This window comes from Kitasatospora sp. NPDC001132 (assembly GCF_053598415.1).
Genome location: NZ_JBSFKF010000023.1, coordinates 113,665 through 138,526, shown reverse-complemented (window position 1 = coordinate 138,526; position 24,862 = coordinate 113,665). Strand labels below are relative to the sequence as shown.

General features: G+C 74.3%; 25 protein-coding genes and 1 pseudogene. 15 read left to right on the top strand and 11 right to left on the bottom strand.

The annotated features are described in order from the left end of the window. Positions 1-392 precede the first annotated feature (392 nt). The gene (locus ACWDBE_RS27130; RefSeq protein WP_449791930.1) at positions 393-857 is read left to right on the top strand and encodes a MarR family transcriptional regulator; all 465 of its coding nucleotides are present in this window, start codon (positions 393-395) and stop codon (positions 855-857) included. A gap of 314 nt (positions 858-1,171) precedes the next feature. Here the strand turns inward: ACWDBE_RS27130 and ACWDBE_RS27125 are convergent, their stop codons facing one another. The 3 genes from ACWDBE_RS27125 to ACWDBE_RS27115 all read right to left on the bottom strand — a co-directional run bounded on the left by ACWDBE_RS27125 (position 1,172) and on the right by ACWDBE_RS27115 (position 4,616). Beyond that, positions 1,172-1,936 (bottom strand): hypothetical protein, encoded by a 765-nt coding sequence (locus ACWDBE_RS27125; protein ID WP_449791929.1) that lies wholly within the window; start codon positions 1,934-1,936, stop codon positions 1,172-1,174. Between the two features lie 183 nt (positions 1,937-2,119). Beyond that, positions 2,120-3,919, bottom strand: coding sequence for an outer membrane protein assembly factor BamB family protein (locus tag ACWDBE_RS27120; RefSeq protein ID WP_449791928.1), 1,800 nt, complete (start codon positions 3,917-3,919; stop codon positions 2,120-2,122). 235 nt (positions 3,920-4,154) lie between these two features. Further along, complete coding sequence (locus tag ACWDBE_RS27115) at positions 4,155-4,616, bottom strand: hypothetical protein (protein ID WP_449791927.1); 462 nt, start codon at positions 4,614-4,616, stop codon at positions 4,155-4,157. 256 nt (positions 4,617-4,872) lie between these two features. On the opposite strand from ACWDBE_RS27115, the gene ACWDBE_RS27110 reads away from it, so the two are divergent. Next, positions 4,873-5,097, top strand: a complete 225-nt coding sequence (locus ACWDBE_RS27110; protein ID WP_449791926.1) for a holin — start codon at positions 4,873-4,875, stop codon at positions 5,095-5,097. Positions 5,098-5,168: 71 nt separating this feature from the next. Here ACWDBE_RS27110 and ACWDBE_RS27105 read toward each other — a convergent pair whose 3' ends face one another. After that, a complete protein-coding gene (locus tag ACWDBE_RS27105) occupies positions 5,169-5,699 on the bottom strand; it encodes a GNAT family N-acetyltransferase (protein ID WP_449809350.1) in 531 nt (176 codons plus the stop codon). 279 nt (positions 5,700-5,978) lie between these two features. Between ACWDBE_RS27105 and ACWDBE_RS27100 the strand changes: the two are divergent. The 5 genes and pseudogenes from ACWDBE_RS27100 to ACWDBE_RS27080 all read left to right on the top strand — a co-directional run. Continuing rightward, positions 5,979-6,308, top strand: a pseudogene (locus ACWDBE_RS27100) (haloacid dehalogenase); the annotation flags it as partial. 337 nt (positions 6,309-6,645) lie between these two features. After that, positions 6,646-8,220: an RICIN domain-containing protein gene (locus ACWDBE_RS27095; protein ID WP_449793549.1), complete on the top strand. Its 1,575-nt coding sequence runs from the start codon at positions 6,646-6,648 to the stop codon at positions 8,218-8,220. 492 nt (positions 8,221-8,712) lie between these two features. After that, positions 8,713-8,937, top strand: coding sequence for a hypothetical protein (locus tag ACWDBE_RS27090; protein ID WP_449793548.1), 225 nt, complete (start codon positions 8,713-8,715; stop codon positions 8,935-8,937). 18 nt (positions 8,938-8,955) lie between these two features. Next, positions 8,956-9,741: a helix-turn-helix domain-containing protein gene (locus ACWDBE_RS27085; RefSeq protein ID WP_449793547.1), complete on the top strand. Its 786-nt coding sequence runs from the start codon at positions 8,956-8,958 to the stop codon at positions 9,739-9,741. Positions 9,742-9,819: 78 nt separating this feature from the next. Then, positions 9,820-10,230 carry a sigma factor-like helix-turn-helix DNA-binding protein gene (locus ACWDBE_RS27080; RefSeq protein ID WP_449793546.1) on the top strand — a complete coding sequence of 137 codons (411 nt, stop codon included), beginning with the start codon at positions 9,820-9,822 and terminating at the stop codon, positions 10,228-10,230. Between the two features lie 29 nt (positions 10,231-10,259). On the opposite strand, the gene cynR is transcribed toward ACWDBE_RS27080, so the two are convergent. Continuing rightward, positions 10,260-11,168: a transcriptional regulator CynR gene (gene cynR / locus ACWDBE_RS27075; RefSeq protein ID WP_449793545.1), complete on the bottom strand. Its 909-nt coding sequence runs from the start codon at positions 11,166-11,168 to the stop codon at positions 10,260-10,262. Between the two features lie 135 nt (positions 11,169-11,303). Here cynR and ACWDBE_RS27070 point away from each other — a divergent pair, with 135 nt between their 5' ends. From ACWDBE_RS27070 to ACWDBE_RS27040, 7 genes are all read left to right on the top strand, one after another. Then, complete coding sequence (locus ACWDBE_RS27070; protein ID WP_449793544.1) at positions 11,304-11,888, top strand: carbonic anhydrase; 585 nt, start codon at positions 11,304-11,306, stop codon at positions 11,886-11,888. An 80-nt stretch (positions 11,889-11,968) separates the two neighbouring features. After that, entirely contained in the window at positions 11,969-12,439 is a 471-nt protein-coding gene (gene cynS / locus ACWDBE_RS27065; RefSeq protein WP_449793543.1) for a cyanase, read from the top strand. Positions 12,440-12,539: 100 nt separating this feature from the next. After that, a complete protein-coding gene (locus ACWDBE_RS27060) occupies positions 12,540-13,049 on the top strand; it encodes a nucleoside deaminase (protein WP_449793542.1) in 510 nt (169 codons plus the stop codon). 149 nt (positions 13,050-13,198) lie between these two features. After that, the gene (locus ACWDBE_RS27055) at positions 13,199-13,645 is read left to right on the top strand and encodes a hypothetical protein (RefSeq protein ID WP_449793541.1); all 447 of its coding nucleotides are present in this window, start codon (positions 13,199-13,201) and stop codon (positions 13,643-13,645) included. A 78-nt stretch (positions 13,646-13,723) separates the two neighbouring features. Next, positions 13,724-14,731: an aldo/keto reductase gene (locus ACWDBE_RS27050; RefSeq protein WP_449793540.1), complete on the top strand. Its 1,008-nt coding sequence runs from the start codon at positions 13,724-13,726 to the stop codon at positions 14,729-14,731. A 164-nt stretch (positions 14,732-14,895) separates the two neighbouring features. Beyond that, positions 14,896-15,711, top strand: coding sequence for a DUF4253 domain-containing protein (locus tag ACWDBE_RS27045; RefSeq protein ID WP_449809349.1), 816 nt, complete (start codon positions 14,896-14,898; stop codon positions 15,709-15,711). Positions 15,712-15,860: 149 nt separating this feature from the next. Continuing rightward, the gene (locus ACWDBE_RS27040; RefSeq protein ID WP_449793551.1) at positions 15,861-17,120 is read left to right on the top strand and encodes an SLC13 family permease; all 1,260 of its coding nucleotides are present in this window, start codon (positions 15,861-15,863) and stop codon (positions 17,118-17,120) included. Between the two features lie 156 nt (positions 17,121-17,276). Here ACWDBE_RS27040 and ACWDBE_RS27035 read toward each other — a convergent pair whose 3' ends face one another. From ACWDBE_RS27035 to ACWDBE_RS27010, 6 genes are all read right to left on the bottom strand, one after another. Beyond that, positions 17,277-17,702, bottom strand: coding sequence for a spore-associated protein A (locus tag ACWDBE_RS27035; RefSeq protein ID WP_449793094.1), 426 nt, complete (start codon positions 17,700-17,702; stop codon positions 17,277-17,279). Positions 17,703-17,925: 223 nt separating this feature from the next. After that, positions 17,926-19,734, bottom strand: coding sequence for a glycoside hydrolase family 35 protein (locus ACWDBE_RS27030; RefSeq protein WP_449809348.1), 1,809 nt, complete (start codon positions 19,732-19,734; stop codon positions 17,926-17,928). Positions 19,735-19,786: 52 nt separating this feature from the next. Continuing rightward, positions 19,787-20,014, bottom strand: a complete 228-nt coding sequence (locus tag ACWDBE_RS27025; protein WP_449793092.1) for a hypothetical protein — start codon at positions 20,012-20,014, stop codon at positions 19,787-19,789. Between the two features lie 325 nt (positions 20,015-20,339). Continuing rightward, positions 20,340-21,041 carry a hypothetical protein gene (locus tag ACWDBE_RS27020; protein ID WP_449809347.1) on the bottom strand — a complete coding sequence of 234 codons (702 nt, stop codon included), beginning with the start codon at positions 21,039-21,041 and terminating at the stop codon, positions 20,340-20,342. A gap of 181 nt (positions 21,042-21,222) precedes the next feature. Then, on the bottom strand, positions 21,223-22,299 hold the full coding sequence (locus ACWDBE_RS27015) for a LuxR C-terminal-related transcriptional regulator (protein ID WP_449793090.1): 1,077 nt from the start codon (positions 22,297-22,299) through the stop codon (positions 21,223-21,225). A 97-nt stretch (positions 22,300-22,396) separates the two neighbouring features. Beyond that, positions 22,397-23,335: an NAD-dependent epimerase/dehydratase family protein gene (locus ACWDBE_RS27010; protein ID WP_449793089.1), complete on the bottom strand. Its 939-nt coding sequence runs from the start codon at positions 23,333-23,335 to the stop codon at positions 22,397-22,399. A gap of 122 nt (positions 23,336-23,457) precedes the next feature. On the opposite strand from ACWDBE_RS27010, the gene ACWDBE_RS27005 reads away from it, so the two are divergent. Beyond that, complete coding sequence (locus tag ACWDBE_RS27005) at positions 23,458-24,813, top strand: ALF repeat-containing protein (RefSeq protein WP_449809346.1); 1,356 nt, start codon at positions 23,458-23,460, stop codon at positions 24,811-24,813. The last annotated feature ends 49 nt before the right edge of the window (positions 24,814-24,862 follow it).

Genomic DNA, 24,862 nt, shown 5'->3' with positions numbered 1-24,862 from the left:
AGGGGGGAGGCGCACCGGCGACCCCCGCGCCGGCTGGACCGGGTGCTGCCGCGCATCACCTTCTCGCACGGCTGACGGCCGGCCCCCGCGGGCCCCGGCCCCCACCCCCTGCCCCCGGCGAACCGCCGGGGGCAGGGGGCTGTCGGGAGGCGGCCGCGTTGCGGTACCTCGCCGGCCGGAGGAGGGAGCGGAGGAGGCGGGGGCAGCCGCGGTGAGCACGGTGGCCGCGGACAGGGCGAGGGCGGTGGCGAGCGTCGGTGCGGTCTTCATGTCGGCCGGTCTAGAAGGGAGTTGACCACACCAGGGTCAGCTTCCTTGACCTCAAGCGGACTTGAGGTCCTACGGTCGGTCGTGCCCTGACGATCAGGGGAAGCCGAAGAGGAGTACCGGACGTGACGATCGAGACGTACGACCCGCAGGTCATCGCCGCCCAGCCCATCGGGGCCTGGACCGGGCAGGTCTACCGCCTCCTCGTGGTGGAGGGCCTGCGCGGACAACTGGCGGTGGAAGGCCTCACCCAGCCGCACTGGTGGACGCTCAACCACGCCGCCGGCCGCCCCGGCGGCTGGACCCGCACGGCCCTGATCGAGCGGCTCACCCCCTACGACGACCAGGACACCGCCTTCGACGCCGTCTTCGACGACCTGATCGCCCGCGGCTGGCTCACCGAGGACGCCACCGGGGCCCTCACCCTCACCGAGGAGGGCGAGGCCGGGCGCCTGCGCGCCCGCGAACGCAACCTGGAGGTCAACGAGCGCGCCCACGAGGGCATCGGCACCGACGAGTTCGTGACCACGGTCAACGTGCTGCGCCGCATGGTGGCGAACCTGGGCGGCAACGGGAACCTGCCCGACTGACGCCGCCCGGCGCCGGGCAGAGGTGGGCGGAGGCGGATCGACGGGCCACTCGACGGCTACTCGACGAGCCGCTCGGCAGGCCGCTCGACGGGCCGGGACCGCCCGGGTGTGGAACGGTGGTAGCCCGGGGCCGTCCCGGTTCGGGTGTCCCGGTTGCGAGAGGAGTGGCCATGTCGTCGAAGCGCCGCCGCAAGAAGAAGGCCAGGGCCAGGCGCGGGGCCAACCACGGCCGCCGCCCCCAGTGCTGAGCCGCGGCTGAACGGGTGAGGGTTCCCGGCCCGGCCTGCGGGGCCGGGCCGGGAACCCTCACCCGTTCAGAGCCGTCCGCGCCCCAGGAACCCGCCGCGCGCCACCTTGTGGTACTGGCAGTGGTCGACCCAGTTCGCGCCGAACGCCAGCTCCAGGACCGTGCCCCGCCCGCCCGCGCGGGCCTCGGCCAGCAGCCGCGCCGCGTCCGCGTCCGGCGGGGTCTGCTCCAGCACGAAGAGCCGGTTGACGTACGGGCCCGCCGGGATCGGGTCCCGGGGCGGGATGCCGGGCCGGTCCCAGGTCAGCTTGGCGCCGGGGCTGGACAGGCAGGGGGAGTGCATCCGCCGGCCGTCGGCGTCGATGCCGCCGTCGCGGTACCAGCGCAGCGCGTGGTCGAGGCTCCCTTCCGGGTCCGGCCCCTGGCCGTGGGCCTGCCAGTCGGCCACGTTCGCCGCGGCGATCCGGGGCAGGACGTCGAGGATGTCCTCCCGGACGACGAAGTAGGCGCGGGCGTGGATCCGGCAGACCAGCAGCGTGTCCCTGGGGTGGTCCAGGCCGTGGAAGGTCGGGCGGGTGGACTGGTCCAGGACCTGGGTCAGCACGTGCTCGACCCCCTCCACCGCCCCCAGCGCCTCGACCAGCCCCCGGAACCGCTCCCGCTCCGCCGCCCGGGCCGCCCGCGCCGTCGGCGAGTCGATCAGCCTGAGCTTGCGCCGCTCGGTGGGCCAGCGCGACGCCCGCAGCTCCTGCGCGCCGTTGAGGAGCGGGTTCGCCAGCATGCCGACGAGGTAGACGAGGTTCGTCGCCACCTTCTCCAGGAAAGCCTTCACCAGCAGGGGTCCTCTCGACTCGCACGCGCGTCTGCGCCCACACCCTGTCCCGCCCGCACCCCGCGCCGCAATCCGCTGCCGTACTCAACTCCCCTGCGTGCCAGCCCGATTGCCGAGCGCGTCCGCCAACGATGGGCGGGGTGGCGCGCCATGAAGGTGGCGGCGACCGCTCCCCGCGACCTGTCACAGCCGCCGCCGCTGCCGCCGGCCGGGGCGGCGGCCGGTGAGGGCGTCGAGCGCCAGGACGGTGCCCTTGGCAGTGGTCACGTACACCACGCCGTCCGCGTAGGCCGGGCTGCCGCCCGTGGCGTTCAGGGCCCGGCGCCAGTGCACCGTGCCGGTGGCCAGGTCGAGGCGCAGCAGCGAACGGTTGCGGGCCAGGCCGACCACCCAGGCGTCGGCGCCGGCGACCGTGACGGCGGAGGCGCCGTGCGGGCCGGCGAGGTGCCAGCGCCGCATGCCGTCGCTCCGGTTCAGGGCGTGGACGCCGGTGCGGAAGTCGCCGACGACGAGCAGGTCGTCGGTGATCGCCGGGCTGTCGTCGATCGCGCTGAAGCCCACCTCGACGCCCCAGCGCTGCCTGCCGGTCGCCGCGTCGAAGGCGTGCACCAGGCCGGCGCCGGTGCCGAGGTAGACGGTGCCGTCCGCGACGCTCGGCGAACACAGGGCGAGGTAACGCTCGGCGTTGTCGTCGTACCAGACCCGCTTGCCGTCCTTCACCCGGTAGGCACCCAACTGCCCCTTGACGCCCGTGACATGGACCAGGCCGTCGGCCACCGCGGCCGCCGAGCAGGAGCCGTCCGGCAGGTGCTGCTCCCAGCGCCGGCGGCCGGTGCGGGCGTCGGTTGCGATCAGCGTGCTGGGGCGGGTGTGGCGCAGCGTGAACATCGACATGGTGACGGTGTAGACCACGCCGTCGGCGACGGTGGGCGCGGCCGAGGCGCCGACGCGGGTGCTCCAGCGTTCGGTGCCGTCGGCGGCGGCGAGCGCGTACAGCAGGCCGTCCTCGCCGACCACGTAGACGGTGTCGCCCGCGACGGCCGGGGTGCGGGTCAGCCGGTCCTGCGCGTCGTGGCGCCAGCGCGGTTCGCCGGTGAGCGCGTCCAGGGCGTAGCAGTGCTGTCCGGCGTTCTGGTAGAGGGCCCCGGCGTAGACGACGGGGGAGCTGGTGGGGCGTTCGGGCAGGCGGGTGCTCCAGGGCAGGAAGCCGGACGGGGCCGCGGCCTCGGGGTGGACGCCGGTGTGGGCGGGGTCGCCGCGATGCATGGCGGCCGGGCCGGTGGGCGTGGCCGAGGAGGTGGACGGCGTGGCGGCCGCGGGGGCGGGGCGGCGGGTGTGTGCGGGGCGGGGCCTGCCCCACAGGGCCGGGTCGGTGAGGTCGACGAGTCGGGTCAGCGAGCGCAGGACGGCCAGCGGCTGCTCGGTGCGCGCTGAGGGGCCGCTGTAGCCGACGTAGCAGAGCCAGCGGTCGTCCACGCGCCACTCCAGCCAGGGGTGGTCGTCGGCGAACTCCCGGACGGCCGGGGTCAGCAGGCGCCCGGCGACGTCGGGGTCGGTGGTCTCGACCAGGTGGACGGTGTCGTACGCCTCCTCGCCGCTCTCGTACAGGTGGTGGCCGGGCTTCTGCAGGATCTGGCGGCGCAGCAGCGGCAGCAGCCGGTCGGGGCCCAGCATGTTGCGGGAGACCACCACCAGGGGGAGCGGGCGGGGCAGTTCGACCAGGTGGACGGTGCGTATGCCGCCGCCCCGGCCGCGGACCAGGTCGAACACGGTGACCTGGTGGCCGTCGAGCGTGCCGGTGGCCGCGAACCGGGCGCGCGGCGGGGCGTCGCGGCCGCCGGAGAGCGCCGCGTCGCGCCAGCGTTCGGCCAGTTCCGGGCTCTCCTCGCGGAACTCCCAGCCCTGTTCGGCCGCCAGGCGCTGCCGCTCGGCCCGGCGCCGGCGCAGTTCGGCGTAGCCCGTCCCGATTCCCCAACGACCCATGTGCCACCTCCGGTTGCCAGATCACGAACCGTATCGCGTGGGGCGGACACGGAGCATCGGCCCGCCGATCGCGGACGGCCGGTCGGCGACGGTGGACCGGGTCGGGGCGGCGGCCCGTGGGAGTCCGGAGGGGAGGTGGAGGGCGGTTCGGGCCCTGTGGTCGGGCCCGGACCGCCGGACCGTCCGGTCGGCGGCGAGGCTGGTCGGTGGCGAGGCTGGTCGGTGTCGAGGCGGGTCAGCGTCCGAGGTGATCGGCCAGGGCCTCGATCGTGCGGCGCCGCGCGGTGTACAGCGAAACGGCGGAGCCGTCCGCGAAGTGCAGCCGGAACCTCGCCATCGCCTGCAGTCGCGGGCGCCGCTCCACCCGCAGGACCAGCTGCCGCGGCGCGTGCCACAGCAGTTGGCCGGCCTTGCGGACGTCCAGCGCCGTGACGAACGCGGCCCGGCGGTCCGTGACGGCCAGCAGCCTGGTCCGGGTCCCGCCCCTGGTCGTCGGAAATCCGCTCGCGATGCTGCCCGACTGCCCCGACACCGCGCCGATTTGCCCCAGCCTGTTGCCGACCCGCGCGCCCAGCCCGTCCCCGACGCCGCGCGCCCCGGCCACCGGTACGACGGTCGCGAGGTCCAGCAGGTGCTCGCCCGGTTCCAGCAGCGGTTCCACGGCCTTGCGGTAGCGGTTCAACAGAGCCTCGGTCATAACCGTCAGGGTAGACGGGCAGGTGGGAGGCCTCGGTGGCGGGCCTCTGCGGTGTGCGCGAGGCCGCCGGATTTTCTTCTGCCGGACCGTCGTCGAATCCGGCGGTGTGAACGTGTACATGAGGGGCGGCAACTCCCCGGCGGCGCCTGCCGCATGCCCTCCGACCCCTGACAGCCGACCCCGACGCAACGCCCCGCGCGACCGTCGCGCGCAGACCGTGCACCACACCGGCCTCCATCACGAAGGAGTCCTGACCATGCGGAAGTTCATCCTCGACCTGGTCGAGCGCACCGTCGCCACGTACGCCGCGGCGTTCCTCGGCCTGCTGCTGGCCGACAAGTTCGACCTGACCTCGATCGGTGCGCTCAAGGCGGCGGCGGTCGCGGCGCTGCCGGCCGCCCTGAGCGTGGTCAAGGGCGCGGTCGCCACCCGCGTCGGCGACCCGGCCTCCGCCGCGCTGCTCGCCCGCCCCCGCGAGTAGCCCGGCCGGGGAAGCGCCCCGTGCCCCGGGCCGCCGCCCGGGGCACGGGGCGCCAGGCGCGGCTACGGGATTCAGCGGATCGGGCGGAGCATCACGGTCAGCCGGGGCGAGTCCGGCGTGGGCTGCTGGGTGTTGAACGCCCGGTAGCCCCAGGCCTCGTAGACCCGCTGGACCTTGCCGTCCCCGGCGAGCGGGTTCACCATGAGCGTGGCTCGGCCCTCGGCGCGCCCGGCCAGCAGCGCGTCGTGGATACGGCGGGCGGCGCCGGTGCCGCGCCAGGGGGTGCGGACGCCGATCTCCTTGACGGCCAGGGCCGGGGTGTCGGTGAAGCCGTGGGGGAGGGGCTCGCCCATGCGCTTCCAGTACCGGTCGCCGGCGTCGACGGTGTTGCCGTAGGCGTACCCGATGGGCAGTTCGCCGTCGTAGCCGAGGACGAGCTCGAAGCCGGGGTCGGCGGTGTGCCGGTCGAGGCGTTCGACGAAGGCGGCGAGGCAGTAGTTCGGCCGGTGCAGCAGCGGGGCCCGCACGTCGGCGTAGACGTCCAGCAGATCCTGCCGGGCCTCGGGGGCGAGGGAGGTGTGGTGGCGCAGTTCGACGCTCACGCGGTGGTCCTCCAGGTGGCGTGGGTGTGGGCGGCCCGAGTCCGGTCCGGTGTGCCGCCGGGCGCCGGGTGTTCTTCAGCACCGCATGAAACCAGGCCTCCCACCCGGCGCACAGGCTTCGCCCTGGCGAGCCGGTTCGTGACACGGCCCGCCGGAACAGTACGAGGACCGTTGCCCGGAAAGCGCCGGACAGATCCATGCGGTCGGTCATGAGCGGTTCGGCGAGGACGTCAGGGGACGTCCTCGCCCCACTAGGCTGCGGCTGTGACGATTAAGGCTGTGGTGTTCGACGTCGGGGAGTGCCTGGTCGATGAGACCCGGGAGTACGGCACCTGGGCCGACTGGTTGGGGGTGCCGCGGCACACGTTCGTCGCCCAGTTCGGGGCGGTGATCGCGCAGGGCCGGGACTACCGGGAAGCCTTTCAGATCTTCGCCCCCGGCTTCGACCTCTACGAGGAGCGGGAGAAGCGGGCGGCTGCCGGCCGGCCGGAGACCTTCGGTGAGGAGGATCTCTATCCGGATGTCCGGGGTGCCTTCGCCCGACTCCGGGCGGATGGTCTGTGGCTGGCGATCGCCGGTAATCAGACCGTGCGGGCCGGGGCGATCCTGACCGGCACCCACATCTGACGATTGATCAGTATCGGTCAATACTTGACCGTTTGCGATCTCAAACGGAGAAAGCGGAGTATCGCATTCCCTTCGTGACTGAGCTGTGTAGATTCCTGACCGGTTCGGGTGACAGCGCAAGCCGCCATGCCCCCGCAGGAGTTCTTCACCGGTCGCGCTCTGCCCCACGCACCGGCGCGGGCGCGGTGGACGCACGCTGTGCCCGCTTCCGCACGCCCTATCGCAGGCCGAACCGTGCACCGACCATGGGCACGCGAACCGTCACTGACCGTTGCCGAGCGCCTCCGGGGTGCCCGGCGACACCACCGAGAGGACCTTGATGGGCATATCTCCGCGCACACGACTGGCCCGCCGGCTCGCCGCCGTCGGCACGGCCCTGCTCGCCGTGCTCGCCGTCGTCCCGCTCGCGGCGGCCCCCGCCTCGGCGGCGGTCGCCGCGAGCCCGATCTGCCTGAGCGGCAGTTTCCAGTACGACTACCAGAACGCGGAGGAGGGCTCGGGCAAGCCCACCCGGACCAAGCCCGTCCGCAACGCCAACGTCGAGCTGTGGGGCCGGGAGAAGGCCGCCGACACCCCGCACGTGCTCGGCGCCTACGGCCTCACCGCCGTGTCCGACGGCGGCTTCAACCTCTGCTACACCCCCACGACCACCACGACGATGAACAGCATGTGGGTGCGGTTCTACTCCGAGAGCACCAGGATGTGGAAGGTCCTGTCCCAGGGCTCCCTGTACACCGTGGACTCGCCGGTCCAGCAGAACCTCTCCGCGAGCGCCTCCCTCGGCGTCATCAAGCCCCCGGCCCAGACCTCCCGGGCCTGGCACGTCCTCGACACCCTCAACCTCCTGTGGTGGGGCCGCAACAACCCGGTCAGCTCCTGCTGGAGCGCCCACGAGCCGAACAGCGGCTCCTGCACCGAGCTCTCCGTCGTCTGGGGCCCCGGCGCGAGCAGCGGCCCGGTGTACGACCTCAACAACACCGTCTACCTCTCCGACGCCGACCCCGACTCGGAGCACACCGTCCTGCACGAGGGCGGCCACTTCCTGATGCACCGCCTCTTCAACGGCGCCTGGCCCCCCGACAGCGTCTGTGCCTCGCACTACATCTGGTCGAGCGCGGGCCGCCCCTGCGCGTGGGTCGAGGGCTTCGCCGACGCCGTCTCCGCCTACCTGCTCGGCGACAACCGCTACGTGTGGTCGAACGGGAGCAGCACCGAATTCACCTACGGCAGCGGCTGGGACACCGGGGACACGGTCTCCGGCAACATCTCCGGTTCACTGCTCGACCTGTGGCGGCAGGTCGACGGCGGCTGGCAGGGCACCCTCAAGGCGCTGACCGACCGCACGCCGGGCACGTTCGCCGACTACTTCAAGACCGTCCGCCCCGCCGTCGTCCCGCCGCTCGCCACCACCGGCGCGGCGCTCGACCTGCTGGCCAAGCACACCATCTACTACGCGCCCCTGCCCGTCGGCGACGGCCGGTCCCACTACCTCTCCAACGGCGGCAACCTCGTGCTGTCGCACGAGGGCGGCGGTTGCATGGTGCTCCCCCCCAGCTACGCCTCCATCTACAACAAGAGCTCGTCCGACCTCGGACAGCAGTGGCGGCTGGACACCAACGCGGACGGCACGGTGCGCATCCACGACGGCTGCAACCCCTCCCTCTCCCTGACGTCCAGCGGTTACCCGAGCTACCGCGTCGCGGTGAAGCCGTCCGACGCACAGTCCGCGTCCCAGAAGTGGCAGGTCACCCGGAACGACGACGGCAGCCTGAAGATCACCGACCCGAACACCGGCTACGTCCTTGACACCCCCAGCAACCAGTCCGGCATGGGCGCGACGCTCACGGCGCCCTCCGCGACCAGCCTTACCCAGCGCTGGACCACCCGCGACTGACCTGACGTCGACCGCCCGCGAAGCGGGCCGGGGAAGCGTGCCGGGGAAACGCGCCGGGAAAACGCAGAGAGACCGCTCGGGCCACCAGGGCCGGGCGGTCTCTGCTGTTCGGACGGACCCATGCGCCAACACGGCCCGCTGCCGATGTTCCCGATTGTTGGAGTGAACAGCGCCCCGGGTTCCGAACCCGCGAGTCCGGATGACGCCGCACTCCGAATCGTCACATCCAGCCAGGGGGCTCACAAGGGCGTGCTGCACAAAGGCGCATCAAAATTCGGTTTCAGTTCGCTGAACTGTGCTTCTCTGGTAGAGCATTCACGAGATTGCGGCGAGTGGCCGGGACCGTGGCGCATCAATCCGCGCGACGTTCACGGAACCGATTGGGATTCACCCATACGCCTGACAGAGTGTGATGCCACCGGGCACCCAGTGCGACGCCAACCGCACAAGTGCCCGCCAGTTGGAGTGGACAGTGATATGGAGGACTCCTCGATGAAGAGGAACCGGAACAAGCGCATCCGCACCCGCACCACCCCGTGCGCGACGGCGGACCCGGTACCGCTGCGCCCGTACGGGACGGCCGTGGTCGTCGTGGTCGTCCTGGCGGTCACGCTGGCCGCCGCCCTGGTGGCGACCGGCATGTCGGCCGGAGCGGCGCTCGAACTGGCCACCGGAGGCTGCCTGTTGGCCGCCAGGCTCCGACGGGAGCGGGTCTAGGAAGAACGCCTGCCAGCGATGGGACGCCGAGAGAACCCGATCGAGGCGACCGAGCCGGCGCTGGGCCGGCTGGCCGCCTGGCTGCGGGAGCAGCGCGAGCAGGCCCAGTTGACGTACCGTCAGCTCGCTGCTCGGACCAACTACCACCCCACCACCCTGCAACGGGCCGCCGGCGGGCGCTCCGTGCCGAGCTGGAAGGTCGTCGAGGCCGTCACCCGCGAATGCGGCGGCGACCTCAAGACCGCCCGGCGCAAGTGGGTCCAGGCCAACTACTGGGCCCACGTGCCCCGCCCCTCGGGCAGCCGCAGACTGCGCGCGCCCCGGCGGATCGACCCCGAACAGGCCGACTCCTTCGCCGACCTGCGCCGCGCGATGCACGAGATGCGCCGCAAGGCGGACTGGCCCTCCCTGCGGGAACTGGACCGCCGGGCCCGCGACCGGGGCGGACGCCTGCCCTCCAGCACGCTGGCCCTGGTCCTCAAGGGCGAGGCCCCGCTGCGCAAACCCGTGTTCCTCGCCTACATGGAGGTCTGCGGGGTCAGGGAGGCCCGCCGCGCCCTGTGGGCGGCGGCCTGGGACCGGACGAACAACGCCCGCACCCCGCTGCCGGTCAACTCGCGCACGCACCACAGCGAGTTCGCCCGGGCCATGCAGTCCTCCAGCGCCGGCACCTCGACGGACATCCTGTTCCGCCTGTGGGTGACCCTGCGCAACAGCCTCGCCGCCGAACGGGACGAGGGCCCCGGCCACCCCGCCACGGCGGGCCGCGAAGGCACCGACGACAACCCGTCGGTGCTCGTGTGACCCGGTCCGCGGCCGGAGCGCGCCACCCGCGCCCCGGCCGCGGACCAGCACCCACCCGCGCCACCCCGGGACACCACCATGCCGACACCACCACGCCGTTCGGCCACCCCCGGGCCCGCCCTGGGCCTGTGGGCGCTGCACGACCTCCACCTGCGCCACTACCTCGACTACGCCGCACTGCTCCTGGCGCCCGCCGACGCGCCCCTGGCCGTCCGCGCCGCCTTCGAGGAACTCAGCGGCCACTGGCTCGACGCCCTGGCCACCGCCAGCCCCACCGCCTGCGCCTGGCAGGCGGTGCGCCGCCGCGTCTGCGCCCAGGCCGGCCCCCGGCCGCTGGGCCCGGTCGCCCACCTGACCGCCGCCCAGCAGGACGTCCTGCTGCTGCACCTGGTCCTCGACCTGTCCGCCGCCGAGGTCGCCGCCCTCACCGGCACCGAACCCGCCGCCGTCCACGTCCAGCTCCGCTCCCTGGCCGCGGCCCGCCGCTGACCTGGCAGACGCGAGGTCGAAGACGGCCGCTACGGCGCGGGCGCGTAGCCGCGGGCGCGGACGAGGTCGTGGGTCAGCCCGGTGAACGCGCGGGCGGCGGCACTGAGGTAGACGCCCTCGCGGTGCAGGAGGGCGACGGTGCGGGTGGGCAGCGGCGGGTCGAGGGGGACGGGGGCGAGGTGGGGGTGGTCGTGGGCGATGGCGTCGGGCAGGACGGTGGCCAGGCCGGTGCGCCGGACGATCTCGGTGAGGGCCTGGATCGAGTTGGCCTCGACCGCGATGCGCGGGACGGCCCGGTGACGCTCGAAGTAGGCGTCGATGTGGCCACGAGTGGCGAATCCGCCGGTGAGCAGGGCGAGTTGCTCGCCCTGGAGGGCGTGGACCGGTAGTGGCGTGGGCATCGCCTCGGCGCGCGCCGTGCCGGTGACGAGGCTGAGGGCCTCGGTGAACAGCCCGGCGGCGGCGATGCCGGGCAGGTGGGCACCGGCGAAGGCGATGCCGACGTCGAGGTCGTCGGCGAGCAGGGCCGCTTCGATGCGCTCCTGGGTCATCTCCGCGAGGGTGAGGCCGATGCCGGGGTGGCGGGCGTGGAGCTCGGCGGTGAGCGGCCCGACCAGGTAGGCGGTGAAGGTGGGGGTGACGCCCAGGCGCAGGTGGCCGCGGGAGAGGTCCTGGACGTCGTGGACGGCGCGCTCGGCGGCGGCCAGGTCGCGCAGCGCGCGCCGGGCATGGTCGGTGTAGACGGCGCCGGCGTCGGTCAGCCGCACGGCGCGGCCGGTGCGGTCCAGCAGCTGCACGCCCAGGGTCCGCTCCAGTTGCTTGACCTGCTGGGAGAGCGTGGGCTGGGAGATGTGCAGCTCCTCGGCGGCGCGGGTGAAGCTGCCGTGTTCGGCGACGGCGAGCAGGTAGCGCAGGTGACGCAGTTCGAGAGCGGCCATGGCACCACTGTAACCACATCTATAGATGAGGCCAATGAATCCCATGGTCAAAGGCTCTTGGACACTATAGGAGCAGGTCATGCATGGTGGATCCCACCAGCCCACAGGGCCGATCACCACCCGAAGGGAGTGACCGTGCAGGACCTCACCGACGGCGTCGCCCGATTCCAGCGGGACGTCTTCCCGGCCAAGGCGCAGCTCTTCGCGCACCTCGCCACCCACCACACCCCGGACACGCTGTTCATCAGCTGCTCCGACGCCCGCGTCGTCCCCGAGCTGATCACCGGCACCGAACCCGGCGACCTGTTCGTCATCCGCACCGCCGGCAACCTCGTACCCGCCCACAGCCCCGAGGCCGACGGCGTCGCCGCCAGCATCGAGTACGCCGTCACCGCGCTGGGCGTGAAGGACATCGTCATCTGCGGCCACTCCGCCTGCGGCGCGATGACCGCCCTCGCCCAGGGCCACGACCTCAGCGCCGCCCCCGCGGTCGCCACGTGGCTGCGCCACGCGGACGCCTCCGTGGCCCGCACCGCCGCCGACGGCGACGTCCCCGCGCTGGTACGCCAGAACGTGCACGCCCAGCTGGCGAACCTGGCCACCCACCCCTCGGTCGCCCGCGCCCTCGCCGAAGGCAAGGTCGCCCTGCACGGCTGGGTCTACGACATCCCCACCGGCCGGGTCGAGGACCTCACCGCCGCCCCCGCGCTCGCCGCCTGACCACCACACCCCCTCCCCTTCCCCCTTCCCGCGTCCCCCCGTCTGCGGGTGACACACCCCCCCGAAAGGACGTACCGATCATGGTGCACGCCCAGGCCGGCCAGACCGCCCGCGAGACCCTCGCCGACAAGGCCGTCGAAGCCAAGACCCGCAAGAACCTGTCCTGGAAGCAGATCGCCGAGGCCTCCGGCCTGTCGGTGGCCTACACCACCGCCGCCGTCCTCGGCCAGCACCCGCTGCCGGAGCCGTCCGCGAAGGCCGTGGCCGAACTGCTCGGCCTGGACGACGACGCCGCACTGCTGCTGCAGACCATCCCGGTCCGCGGCTCGATGCCCAACCGCATCCCGACCGACCCGACGATGTACCGCTTCTACGAGATGCTCCAGGTCTACGGCACCACCCTCAAGGCCCTGGTCCACGAGGAGTTCGGCGACGGCATCATCTCCGCGATCAACTTCCGGCTCGACGTGAAGAAGGTCGCCGACCCGGACGGCGGCGAGCGCGCCGTCATCACCCTCGACGGCAAGTACCTGCCGACCAAGCCGTTCTGACGCACCGACAGGACGAAACGCGACACGCTGGTCGGCAGCGGGCGGGCCGGGAGCACAGCCATCCGGCCCGCCCCATCTCTCTCAACTCCGGAGGAACACCGTGGACTTCGCCCAGCGCACCATCGACATCGCCCGCCAGAACGTCGCCGAAGGCGGCCGCCCGTTCGCGACCGTCATCGTCAAGGACGGCCGGATCCTCGCGGAGAGCCCCAACAAGGTCGCCCAGACCAACGACCCCACCGCCCACGCGGAGATCCTCGCCATCCGCGAGGCCTGCACCAAGCTGGGCACCGAACACCTGACCGGCACCACCATCTACGTGCTCGCCCACCCCTGCCCGATGTGCCTGGGCTCGCTGTACTACTGCTCGCCGGACGAGGTCGTCTTCCTCACCACTCGCGACGCCTACGAACCGCACTACGTCGACGACCGCAAGTACTTCGAACTGGACAGCTTCTACGCCGAGTTCGCCAAGCCCTACCAGGAACGCCGGATGCCCATGCGCCACGAGCAGCGCGACGCCGCCGTCGAGGTGTACCGCTTCTGGCAGGAACGCAACGGCGGCGAGCGCCGCGTCGCGGGCGCCCCGACCGCCGAACGACCCGAGTGACCGGCGACCCGAGTGACCGAGAAACCGGCCCGGGCCCCACCGGGTATCCCGCCGGGTCCGGGCCCACTGAGCCCGGCAGCGGGCCGGAGCCGTAGACGTTGACGGGGCGCCCTCCGCCGGAGCGGGCGCCGCGGCGTCAGGAGGCAGGCGTGCTCAGGTTCCACGGCGCATGGCGGATCACCGTCGTCGGCAGGAGCGCCGACTACGACCAGCGGGCGGTCGTCCGCGGCGCACACGGACTACGGGTGCTGCCCGGGCGGGTCGGCGCCACCATCCAGATGGACGAGGACAGCTGGACGCTCTCCCTCGAACACCACCTGCCCGGCCGCGGCTGGCAGCCCAACCTGCGCACCACCCCCGGGCCCGTCACCGAACACGGCGGCCTGCGCAGCCAGTTGCTCACCAGCAACGACCGCCACTGGCCGGGCAAGCCGCTCGACTACGTCAACTTCGTGCTGCGCCTGGACCAGGGGGCCGCCCCGGCGCGCGCCGCCCGTGCGGCGCTGCCGTCGTCGTTGCTGCCGGCATCGTCGCCGCCGTCGTCGCCGCCGTCTTCGCCGTCGTCCTCGGAGGCAGGCGGGTGGGCCGCCTGGTAGCCCGCCGGCACCACCTGCGGCCGCGGCGGCACGACTAAAGTCCCAGGTGAGAACCACCGCGCCCGAGGAGACTCCACCATGCCGACCGACCCCGCCGCCACCCCGACCCCCGCCCCCGCCGCGCGCCCGCACCCCGCGCGCCTCGGCCTGGGCACGGCGGCCGTCGGCCGGCCCGGCTACATCAACCTCGGGCGCGACACGGACCTGCCCGCCGACCGCACCGTCGACGCCCTGCGCGAGCGCACCCACACCCTGCTCGACGCCGCGTACGCCGCCGGCGTGCGCTACCTCGACACCGCCCGCTCCTACGGCCGCGCCGAGGAGTTCCTCGGCCAGTGGCTCGCCGAACACCCCGAGGCCGCGGCCGAGGTGACGGTCGGCAGCAAGTGGGGCTACACCTACACCGCCGACTGGCGCACCAGCGGAGTCGCCGCACACGAGGTCAAGGAACACTCCACGGCCGTCTACGACCGCCAGCTCCGCGAGACCCGCGCCCTGCTCGGCGACCACCTGGACGTCTACCTGGTCCACTCCGTCACTCCCGACAGCCCCGCCCTCACCGACCCCGACCTGCACCGGCGCCTCGCCGCCCTCGCCACCGAAGGCGTACGCGTGGGCCTGTCCACCAGCGGCCCCGCCCAGGCCGACACCATCCGCCGGGCCCTCGCCGTCACCACCGACGGCCGACCCCTGTTCACCGCCGTCCAGGCCACCTGGAACCTCCTGGAGACCTCCGCCGCCCCCGCCCTCGCCGAGGCCCACGCGGCCGGCTGGCTCGTCGTCGTCAAGGAGGGCATGGCCAACGGCCGCCTCGCCGGCCGCAACGCCACCGGCCCCGACACCGCCCCCCTGCGCACCCTCGCCGCCCGCACCGGCACCACCCCCGACGCCCTCGCCCTCGCCGCGGCCGCCGCCCAACCCTGGGCCGACACCGTCCTCTCCGGCGCCGCCACCCCCGCCCAACTCACCTCCAACCTCGCCGCCACCACCCTGCGCCCCACCCCCGAGGACCTCGCCGCCCTCGCCACCATGGCGGAGCCCGCCGAGGCGTACTGGCGCACGCGGGCGGGGCTGCCCTGGTCCTGAGCCCCTGAGGTCATCGCCGCGGTGGCGGAGCCACCCCGAGGACCTCGCCGCCGCGTGGGAAGTCGGCGGGGTCGACTTCTCGTGCTTGAGGCCGTGCCGCGTCCTCCAGGCGCCCCGGGGGAGCCCGGCGGTCCTTGTCGGTGGTGGCGCCTACGGTGAGCCGCATGACCGAGCACCCGGACCTCGCCACCGCCCTCGCCGCCCTGCCCGTCGACCTGCCGCCCGGTCGTACGGTCGCCGAGGACGAGGGGCGCCGGCCGCTGCTGTGGATCAGTGACGCCCCCGCGCCCGCCGGGCTGTGGCGGCAGCTGCACCGCGCCCACCCGCAGACCGGACTGTGGCCGCTGCTGCTGAGCCCGCTGGACGGCACCGGCCCGGAATACCGGCCCTGGCTGTCCGGCGAGCTCCACCCGACCGACGCCGCCATACCCGACCTCTACGACCCGGCCGCCCTGCTGAACACCTGGTGGAAGCAGGTCGACGAGGACGAGGACGGGGAGACGGACGAGGACGCCGAGATCATCGACGAGTCCCTCGCCCCCTACGGCCGCACCTGGCCCGGCCTCGCCCCCGCCGCCACCGTCCCGGACGGCGCCGCCGGCGCCGAGGCCCGGGAGCTGGCCGAGGTACTGTGTTCCGTCAAGGACGTCCGCCTCGGCCTGGTGCGGGCCGACAGCGGCGCCCACGCACTCGCGGTGTGCGGCTGGAGCGGCCCCACGAACCACGAGAACGACATCGCCAAGATCGCCGCCGTGCTCGCCGACTGGGAGCGCCGCTTCGGCGCCCAGGTCGTCGAAGTCGGCTTCGATACTCTGGTGCTGAGCGTCCCCGTGCCGCCCGACACGCTCGCCGCGGCGCTTCCGCTGGCCGCCGAGCACACCGCCTTCTGCCCGGACCTGGTCTTCCAGGGCTCCGGCAGCCTCACCGAGTACGCCGAGGAGCTGGTGGGTGCCCACCAGTGGTCCTTCTGGTGGGACTGACCTGACCTGCTCCCCGGGGGAGGGGAGGACGGGGGTACGGACCCGGGCGCACGGACCCGCCCGGCGTCCGCCGTCGGCCGGTGTGGCATGCTGCGCCGGGCCGCGAACCAGGCCCGATCACCGACCACCCCACCCCCGAGGAGCACCCCCTGAACACCGCCTGCGCCGAAGTCCTGTCCGCGGGCCTGCTGCTACTTGTCCTGATCTGCGCCGTCGCCCGCCCCTGGGGCTGGCCGGAGGCCGCCGCCGCGGTGCCGGCCGCCGCCCTGCTGGTGGCGACCGGCGCCGTCCCGTTGGAGCACGCGACGGCCGAGGCCGCCCGCCTCGGCCCGGTGATCGGCTTCCTGGCCGCCGTCCTGGTGCTGGCCAAGCTCTGCGACGACGAGGGACTGTTCCGCGCCTGCGGGGCCTGGATGGCGCGCAGCGCCGCCGGCCGCCCGCGCCGGCTGCTGGTCCAGGTGTTCGTCGTCGCCTCGGCGGTCACCGCGGTGCTCAGCCTGGACGCCACCGTCGTGCTGCTCACCCCGGTCGTCCTGGCCACCGCCGCCCGCCTGGGCGCCCGGCCCGGACCGCACCTGTACGCCTGCGCCCACCTGTCGAACACGGCGTCGCTGCTGCTGCCGGTCTCCAACCTGACCAACCTGCTGGCCTTCACCGCCAGCGGCCTGAGCTTCGGCCGCTTCGCCGCCCTGATGACGCTGCCGTGGCTGGCGGCCGTCGGCGTCGAGTACCTGGTGCTGCGCCGCTGCTTCGCCACCGACCTGGACGCCGCCCCCACCGGGGCCGCCGACGCCGCACCGGCCCCCGCCATGCCGCTGTTCGCCCTGGTCACGGTGGGCTGCACGCTCGCCGGGTTCGGCCTCGCCTCCGTGCTGGACGTCAACCCGGCCTGGGCGGCGGCCGCCGGCGCCACCGTCCTGGCCGTGCGCGCCCTGGCCCGCGGCCACGCCACCCCCGCGACGGTGGTGCGCTCGGCGGCCCTGCCGTTCCTGGCGTTCGTCCTCGCGCTGGGCATCGTGGTGCGCGCGGTCGTGGACAACGGCCTGGCCGCCGGCCTGGCCCACCTCGTGCCCGCCGGCACCGGGCTGCCGGCCCTGCTCGGCATCGCCGCGCTGGCCGCCGTCCTCGCCAACGCCATCAACAACCTGCCCGCCACCCTCGCCCTGGTGCCGCTGGCGGCCCCGGCCGGGCCGGGTGCCGTCCTCGCGGTCCTGCTCGGGGTGAACATCGGCCCCAACCTCACCTACGCCGGCTCGCTGGCCACCCTGCTGTGGCGCGGCATCGTCCGTGACCGCGGAGTGCCGGTGGACCTGCGCGAGTTCACCCGCCTGGGCCTGCTCGCCGTCCCGGCCACCCTCACCGCCGCGGTCCTGGCCCTGTGGGCCTCCCTGCACCTGATCGGGACCTGATGGGCACCTGATCGGGACGTGACCGTAGCCGGCGCCCGTGGCCGCATCCCGCGATGCGGCCACGGGCGCCGGCGCACTCACCGGTCGGCCCGGCGGACGCGCACGGCCGCCCGCCGGCCTTCGCCGGACCCTACCCGGCCGGTGCCGGGCCGCCGCTCAGCTGCACCAGCCCGGTCCCTTGCCCCACCAGTCACCGGAGTTGTAGTCCCGGCCGCCGTAGTAGATGCACTGTCCGGGGGCGGACAGGTAGGCCGCGGCGTAGTAGCTGTAGTTCCCCAGGTCCTGCTGCCTTCCGCTGCCGTCGCCGAAGGTCAGGTAGGCGCCGGTCAGCGTCGGGGTTCCGGTCCTGGTGTTCTTGATGGTGGCGACGCAGTTCTTGCCGGTCGTCCTGCTGTAGGTCAGGTAGACGGTCGAGGTGCCGCCCGGCAGGTTGAAGGAATCGATCGTGGCGTAGCTGGAACCGCAGGCCGTCTGCGGGGTGTAGGCGGTGGTGGTCGCGTCGGCGGTGGCGGGCACCGCGAGCAGAATCGAGCCGGCCATCACGGCGAGGGCCGTCGTACGAGCGGAATTCCTGCGGAACATCCTGGCTCCTTCATGCGACTCGCACTCCTGGCGATTGACGTGCCGGACAAGGACACAGGAACGCCCGGCAACGGCGGGGCGTCGTCCGTAACCGTTGTCCGGATCGGCGCCGGGACGGTCCGATTCCGTGCCGGGACGGCCCTGGCGCCGCGCCAGGACGGTCCGATTCCGTGCCGGGGGCGCACGGTCGGGGCCGAAAGCGCAACCGTTCGGCCCCGGCCGGTCAGTAGTCGGAGCTGGGGGCCGCCGTGACCGGGCCGAGGTCCGGTTCGTCGCGCAACTCCACCGCGGTGCCGTGCCGTTCGAGTTCCAGCACGACCAGCTCGTTGGTGCCGGCCCGCCACAGGGGGGCGGGGGCGTAGAGGGTGCGCTGGGGGCCGGCGGCGCAGTGGCGGCCGAGGAGGAAGCCGTTGAGCCACAGCAGGCCGCGGCCCCAGTCCGGCAGGGCGACGAACGCGTCAGCGGGGGAGGGGAGTTCGGCGGTGAAGTGGTGGAAGGCCGGCTCCCCGTCGCCTGCCTCCCCGGCCCCGGTGCCGTCGGCGCCGTCGGTGAAACCCAGTGCCGACAGGTCGGTCAGTGGCAGCGGGCGGATCTCCCAGCCGAAGAGCCGTTGGTGGCCGTGCGAGACGCCGCGGGTGATGCCCTTGCGGTCGTCCATCTGCGGGCCGTAGTTCACCCGGCCCAGCGCCTCGACCAGGATGTCCAGCACGACCCCGTCGGGCCCGGTGGCCAGCGGCAGCGTCGCGCCGGGGGAGTTGCGCTCCAGCACCCCGAGCGGGCGGCCGTCCGCGAAGACCTGCGCCCGGTCGGCCAACCCGTCGATGCGCAGCGGCAGTTCGGGGCGCGGACCGGGCACCCGGGTGCGGTAGTGGATCAGGCCGCGGTCCTGCCCGACCTGCTCCATCGGCAGCGGCGCCGCGTGCCGCAGCGGCCGCGACAGCGCGTCCAGGGCCCGCGCCAGGACCGCCCGCCCCCGCGCGCGCTCCAGCCGCTGCGGCGCCACCCGGGGTACGGGGCCGGGCAGTTCGCCGTCCGGCAGGGGCAGGTAGCGGCCGATGACCTCGCGCAGGGCGTGGAACTTCTCGGTCAGCTCGCCGGCCTCGCCGATCGGCGCGTCGTAGTCGTAGCTGGTGACGGTCGGCTCGTAGCCGGCGTCCAGCGGGTGGGCGCCGGAGTGGTTGGCGCCCGCCCACAGGCCGAAGCTGGTGCCGCCGTGCGCCATGTAGAGGCTGACGGAGGCGCCGGTGGCGAGCAGTTCGTCCAGCGAGGCGGCGGTCTCCTTCGGGTCGCGGACGTGGTGCGGCAGGCCCCACTGGTCGAACCAGCCGATCCAGAACTCCATGGCGGTCAGCGGCCCTTCGCCCTGGTGGCGGCGCAGCACCGCCAGCCGTTCGGGGGCGCGCGAGCCGAACGTGGCGGTGGCGAGGTGGCCGGGGATGGCGCCGCCCTGCTGCATGGTGTCGTGGGCGCCGTCGGCGGTGAACAGCAGGCAGTCCACGCCGCGCCGTACCAAGCCGTCGCGCAGATGGGCGAGATAGGCGGCGTCGTCGCCGTAACTGCCGTACTCGTTCTCCACCTGCACCGCCACCACCGGCCCGCCCCGGCTCGCCAGCAGCGGCAGCAACTCGGGCACCAGCGCGTCGAACCAGCCGTCGACCTCGGCCAGGTACGCCGGGTCCGCGCAGCGCAGCCGCAGCCCGTCCACCGCCAGCAGCCGGGCCGGCAGCCCCCCGAACTCCCACTCCGCGCAGATGTACGGGCCCGGGCGCAGGATCACGTCCAGCCCGAGGCCGCCGGCCAGCCGCACGAAGTGCGCCACGTCCCGCCAGCCGGTGAAGTCCACCGTGCCGCCGGGCAGTTCGTGGAAGTTCCACGGGACGTAGGTGTCCACCGTGTTCACCCCCAGCGCCCGCACCCGCCGCAGCCGGTCCTCCCACAACTGCGGGTGCACCCGGAAGTAGTGCACCGCCCCGGCCACCACCCGGTGCGGTGCCCCGTCCCGGACGAACCCGTCCGCGTCGTACCCGAGCACGCGCGCACCCGCCTTCCCACAGGAGGCCCCGCAGGCCCCGGCACCGCCGAGCCTAGCGAGGAACGGGCCGCGCGCCCCGCTTGTCCTCAGGTGTCGTAGCAGCCGTCCCACGGGGCGCAGAAGCCAGGCCGCCCGGATGGAACTCCATCCGCACACCGTCCTCCTCGTCCTCGTCCCCCTCCGGGACCAAGCCGAACAGGGCGCCCTCGAACCGCACCTCGAACGGCGCGACGGCGATGTCCTGGTAGTGCCCGGCCGCCCCGGCAGGACGTCCAGCCACTCCTCCAGCAGCAGCCGCGCCGCGGCGACCGCCCGCTCCTCGCCGTCCGCCGTCGTGCCGGTGGACCGGATGCGCAAGTCCAGGTGCCTGCCGGCCTCGTCGAACCGGTGCAGCACGGCGTACCAGCGCTTCTGCGGCTGCCAGTCGTCACCGCTCCACTCCTCGGGGAAGGCAGCCACGGACCCACGCGAAGAACCGGCCGCCATCGCACCGCCCGATGGTGCGGGTGTCATGGTCGGGATCGTGTCGGATCGGGATGGCCTCGCGAACGTTCACGGGCGAACCCTGGGCCCCACCTGCGACAACGCGCCGCGGCCGCCCCGGGTCAGCCCGTCGGCCGCACCACGGGAGGGAGCGTGATGACCGGGCCGATCGACCGGCAGCCGTCGTAGGTCATGGCCTGCAGCGGCGGGCAGTGGGCATTGGTCGGAACCGACGTGGGCGGGGCCGGCAGCTCCGGCCGCGGCGGGATCGTCCAGTACGGGGACGGCTTGGCGGCCGGCGCCTGCGAGCGGCCCGGCGCCTGCGCCCCGGCCGACTGCGCCCCGCTCGTACCGGCGGCCGGGGCGGTGGACGCGGCCTGGGACCGGGGGCGGGAGGTCGCCGGCCGGGCGGACGGCTCGCCGGCCTCGGCGCCCTCGGCGTCCTGCGTCGCCGCGACCGCCGCCTCGGGCGGGACGGAGGCGGGGTCGGGTGCGGGGTCGGTGTTCGCCGGAGCCGTCGCCTCCGGGGCGGCCGCAGGCGCGGCCTGCGCCGGGGCGCCGGGCGAGGGGTCGGCCGAAGGGCTCGCCGACGCGGCCGGGCTCGCTGCGCCGCCCAGCCTGGCCGAGGCGCCGCCCGGGGAGGAGACCAGGAGCGCCGCGCCGATCCCGGCCGCCCCGAGGACGCACACCCCCGCCGCGACGCCGAGGGACCGTCGCCGACGGCGTGTCACCTCGCCGTCCTGCGCCGCCACCGCGTCCTGCGTCGCCGCAACGCCATGAGCCGCCGCTGCGCGGTGCGGCTGCTCGCCGGTTCCGTCCTGCATCCGGACCCCCCTGCTTTTCCCGTGATCATGCCGCTGAACTGCGCGGATGCTAGCAGGCACCGCGATGCGCGGACACCGGCGGGGCGCGGGGCACAGCGGTTCGGCCCGGTGGCCGGAGAAGGCTGACCGGAGAAGGGCGGGCCGGAGAGGGCTGACCGGAGAAGGACGGGCCGCAGGGGCGCTACTGCGGCGGCAGGCCGAGGGTGGGGAGGTGGTCGGCCATCAGCAGGGCGACGAGCTCGCGGCGGCTGCCCACACCGGTCTTGTGGAGGATCGCGGTGACGTGCTGCTGGACGGTGGGCACGGTCAGGTGCAGGAGCGCGGCGATGTCCTTGGTGCTGGCACCGCGCACCGCGTGCAGGGCGACCTGCTGTTCGCGCGGGGACAGGCCGTGGGCGAGGATCGCCAGCGGCAGGCGCTGGACGGGGGAGGCCGGGGAGGCGACGACGGCGATGCCGCCGCGGCGGCCGTCCAGCGGGGAGGCGTGCAGGGTCAGCCACTGGCCGTCGGGGGTGCACACCCGCATCTCGGTGGGGCCGCCGCGGCGGGCGGCCAGGCGGGCGACGGTGAGGAAGCCGCTGGGCACCCCGCCGGTGTGGGCGGTGGGTTCGGCCATCTGCCCGATCAGTTCGCGGGCCGCCGCGTCCGCCGAGCGCAGCCGCCCGTACCCGTCCAGGATCGCGACGGCCGGGGTGTGCGGGGGCTGCGGCGGGCCGGCGCTGCGCAGGGCGGCGAGGTGGGTGTCGCGCAGGGCGGCGCCGATGGGCGCGGCGACGCGTTCGGCCAGGCGCAGGTGGGGCAGGTCGTAGCGGCCGCGGGCGCGTTCGCGCATGAACGCCGCGGAGGCCCAGCGGCCGCCGCCGAGGTCGAAGTTGATCCGCAGTTCGTCGCCGTAGCCGCATGGGTGGAGCAACTCCCGGTAGCGGACGCTGCGTTCGGGACGGCCGTCGGTGGCCCGGTCGATGGTCTGCACCCGGTGGCCGGCGGTGCGGATCGCGGTGAAGGTGGTGGTGTCCCCGCCCTGGAGCTCCAGTTGCACGGCCTGCTCGAACTGGGCGAAATCGAGGCCGTCGGCGACGGTGGACGTGGGGAACCCGGTGACCGGGTCGTTGCCGTGCCAGCAGCCGCCGTCGAAGCCGAGCGGTTCCAGGAGCAGGGTGTGCAGCTCGCGGAACAGCTCGGCGGCCGGTAACCCGGATGACGCCAACTCGCCGATGGATGACAGGACTTCCCGCTCAACGTCACGCCGTTTGGCCACGGACGGAATACTACGGAAGCCGGGGCCCGGCGTCCGGTGAACGGACGAGGAGACGGGTACGGGCGAGAAGGGGCGGGGGCGGACCGCGGACGCGGACCTACGGCCGCTCGCGCCACCAGGCGACCGTCGCCCGCACCTGCTCCTCCAACGGCGTCGCCCGCACCGCGAACGCCGCCTCGTACGCGGAGCTGTCCACCACGAACGGCCGGTCGAACTGGTAACGCACCTCCCACAGTTCGCGCAGCAGCGGGGAGACCAGCCCCGCCGCGGCCAGCACCGCCGCCGGCAGGCGGCGCACCGCGACCGGCCCGACACCCGCCTCGGCGGCCAGCCGGTCGACCATCGCCCGCACCGGCAGGGCGGGGACGGTGGGCACGTGCCAGGCCCGGCCCCAGGCCCGCTCCTCGCCGGCGAGTTCGACCATCGCCCGGGCCACGTCCGGCAGATAGGTCCAGCTGTGCGCGGCGTCCGGGGCGCCGACGACGCCGAGCGGGCGGCCCTTCAGCAGATTGGGCATCACCCGCGCGGCCAGGTGGCCGCCGTCGGTGACGCCGGGGCCGAAGAAGTCCGAGGCCCGAACCTCCACCGCCCGGATCCGCCCGGCCTCGTGCAGTGCCCGCGCCCGCTCCCAGGCCGCCGCCCGCACCCGCCCCTTGCGGCCGGTCGCGGCGAGCGGCAGGTCCTCGGTCATCGGGGCGGCCACCGGCCCGTAGCCGTACAGGTTGCCGAGCATGACCAGCACCGCGCCGCTCTCCTCGGCCGCCGCGCACAGCGAGTCGGCCAGCGCCGGCCACAGCCGCGTCCACTGCGGCAGCGGCGGCGCGGCGCAGCCGTGGAGGGCGACGGCGCCGCGGGCGGCCTTCGCCAGCCGTACGGGGTCGCTCGCGTCCAGGGCGAGGTGCTCGACGCCGGGGACGGCCGGCCCGGCGGGGGCCCCGGTGCGGGTGACGACCCGCACCTCGTGGCCCTGTTCGGCGAGCAGGCGGGCGGTGGCGGCCCCGGCGGGCCCGTGTCCGACGACGAGGTGGAAGCTCATCCGCCACACCCTAGCGGCGCCCCCGGGCAGGGCCGTGACGCTTAATCGGTACGGCGATCGTAAAAGTGGATCTATGCTGTCGGGCGTTCATGACTCCTTCACGCGAAGCAGGTTTGCCCTCGATGAAGTTGCCCCGGGTGTCCGCCGTCGTCGCGGCCGCCGTCCTGGCCCCCGCCGTCCTCTTCCCCACCGCGGCCTCGGCCTCCGACGCCCCCAAGCCGACCGGCATCTCCGGCCCCGACACCGGCTCGGACTCCGCCAAGGACACCGCACCCGAGCAGGGCGACGCGCAGGAGCAGCGGGACCGCGCCGAGGTCGAGCGCATCCTCGCCGAGTCGCCGGCGGAATCCTGGAGCAGGGTGCACGAGGGCGCCGAGAAGGCCCTCAAGGGCGGCGCCGCCGACCTGCGGCACTTCCTGGCGGTCGAGCTCGACGGTCTGCGGAAGTCGGACAACCGCCTCCTGACCGCCCGGATTCACAGCGTCGGCGGCCCGGCCGTCAAGGCGGCCGCCCGTGCCGCCCTCAACGGCGGCGACGACGCCATCGCCGAGTTCCTGAAGACCGGCCAGTACACCGCCCGCGCCGAGGACGAGGACCGCGCCCGGGTCGAGGCCATCCTCGCCGACCCGAAGACCGGCCCCGGCGTGCGCGAGGGCGCCGAGAAGGCCCTCAAGGGCGGTGCCGCCGACCTGCGCCAATTCCTGACCGCCGAGCTGCCCAAGCTGCGCGGCGACGACAACCGGGTCAAGCTCTCCCAGCTCATGGCCGCCGGCGGCCGGGCCGTGCGCGAGGCGGCCGGCAGGGCGCTGGACGCCGGCACGGACGAGGCCGTCGAGGCGTTCCTCAACGAGGGCTTCGCCAAGGCCCAGTTCGAGGACGACCGGGTCGACATCCTGCGCGTCATCGCCGACAAGGAGAGCAGCTCGTACACCGTCGAGGCCGCCCAGAAGGCCATGGGCGGCAACGCCGAGGCCGCGCGGCACTTCATGACCGTCGAGCTGCCGCGCCTGCGCGCCGACGACAACCGGGTGAAGCTCTCCCGGCTCATGGACGCAGGCGGCCCGGCGGTGCGCGCGGCGGCCGGCAAGGCGCTGGACGCCGGTACGAACGAGGCCGTCGAGGCCTTCCTCAAGGAGGGCTGGGCCAAGGCCCGCGCCGAGGACGAGGCCGCGGCCGCCAAGCCCGGCAACGGAACCGGCACCGGCAGTGGTACGGGCACGGGTACCGGTACCGACGCTTCCGGGCAGCAGCCGCAGGCCGTCCAGCCCGCCGGCCTCACCGAGACCACCACGGGCACCGGCACCGGGACCGCCACCCGTACGGGCACCACCGGTACGGGCACCGGCACCGGCACGCTCGCCGCCACCGGCGCCGACGGGCTCGGCTGGGAGGCCGGCGGCGCCGCCGCCGCCCTCGCCGCGGGCGCGGCGCTGGTCGTGGCCGCCCGCCGCCGCTCCACCGGCTCCACCGAGAGCTGACACCCCTTCGCGTCCCCGGCCGCCGCCGACCACCACCCCGGCAGCCGGG

Bases quoted from the DNA above. Each gene is read 5' to 3' on its own strand.
- ACWDBE_RS27120 (WP_449791928.1), bottom strand. From the start codon at position 3,919: ATGGGTCGTTGGGGAATCGGGACGGGCTACGCCGAACTGCGCCGGCGC.
- ACWDBE_RS27115 (WP_449791927.1), bottom strand. From the start codon at position 4,616: ATGACCGAGGCTCTGTTGAACCGCTACCGCAAGGCCGTGGAACCGCTG.
- ACWDBE_RS27110 (WP_449791926.1), top strand. From the start codon at position 4,873: ATGCGGAAGTTCATCCTCGACCTGGTCGAGCGCACCGTCGCCACGTAC.
- ACWDBE_RS27095 (WP_449793549.1), top strand. From the start codon at position 6,646: ATGGGCATATCTCCGCGCACACGACTGGCCCGCCGGCTCGCCGCCGTC.
- ACWDBE_RS27090 (WP_449793548.1), top strand. From the start codon at position 8,713: ATGAAGAGGAACCGGAACAAGCGCATCCGCACCCGCACCACCCCGTGC.
- ACWDBE_RS27085 (WP_449793547.1), top strand. From the start codon at position 8,956: ATGGGACGCCGAGAGAACCCGATCGAGGCGACCGAGCCGGCGCTGGGC.
- ACWDBE_RS27080 (WP_449793546.1), top strand. From the start codon at position 9,820: ATGCCGACACCACCACGCCGTTCGGCCACCCCCGGGCCCGCCCTGGGC.
- cynR (WP_449793545.1), bottom strand. From the start codon at position 11,168: ATGGCCGCTCTCGAACTGCGTCACCTGCGCTACCTGCTCGCCGTCGCC.
- cynS (WP_449793543.1), top strand. From the start codon at position 11,969: ATGGTGCACGCCCAGGCCGGCCAGACCGCCCGCGAGACCCTCGCCGAC.
- ACWDBE_RS27050 (WP_449793540.1), top strand. From the start codon at position 13,724: ATGCCGACCGACCCCGCCGCCACCCCGACCCCCGCCCCCGCCGCGCGC.
- ACWDBE_RS27045 (WP_449809349.1), top strand. From the start codon at position 14,896: ATGACCGAGCACCCGGACCTCGCCACCGCCCTCGCCGCCCTGCCCGTC.
- ACWDBE_RS27035 (WP_449793094.1), bottom strand. From the start codon at position 17,702: ATGTTCCGCAGGAATTCCGCTCGTACGACGGCCCTCGCCGTGATGGCC.
- ACWDBE_RS27020 (WP_449809347.1), bottom strand. From the start codon at position 21,041: ATGCAGGACGGAACCGGCGAGCAGCCGCACCGCGCAGCGGCGGCTCAT.
- ACWDBE_RS27010 (WP_449793089.1), bottom strand. From the start codon at position 23,335: ATGAGCTTCCACCTCGTCGTCGGACACGGGCCCGCCGGGGCCGCCACC.
- ACWDBE_RS27005 (WP_449809346.1), top strand. From the start codon at position 23,458: ATGAAGTTGCCCCGGGTGTCCGCCGTCGTCGCGGCCGCCGTCCTGGCC.